Source organism: Rhizobium sp. SVR5-9E, from assembly GCF_056755095.1.
This window is the reverse complement of the sequence record NZ_JBNDHS010000700.1, coordinates 1-239: the sequence shown is the minus strand read 5'-3', so window position 1 is coordinate 239 and position 239 is coordinate 1. Positions and strand designations below refer to the sequence as shown.

Below are 239 nucleotides of genomic sequence, written 5' to 3'. Positions count from 1 at the left end.
TCCTAAAATTGTATCCCTGAAAACCAGCACCAGAACAGCAGTTATCGCTCCTAAACTTCCAACAATCGTTGTACCTTTAATCCCGAAAATCACGCAGATTCCGACTACGGAAAAGAGGAAAACCCCTAAAATCTTCATCGTTTCGGAAATGGCATTCAACGCCATAATTTTGTAGAAATCCTGTTTAATCACAAAATAATTCCTGAAAGCTGTTAATCCCCTGTACAGCATTCCTGCAA

1 protein-coding gene is annotated in these 239 nt (G+C 39.7%); it reads right to left on the bottom strand.

Going from position 1 to position 239, the window contains the following annotated elements; translation table 11 throughout:
- On the bottom strand, positions 1-192 hold a 192-nt coding region (locus ACPYOJ_RS36610), incomplete at its 3' end, for a hypothetical protein (protein ID WP_481420572.1).
- Positions 193-239: the final 47 nt, after the last annotated feature.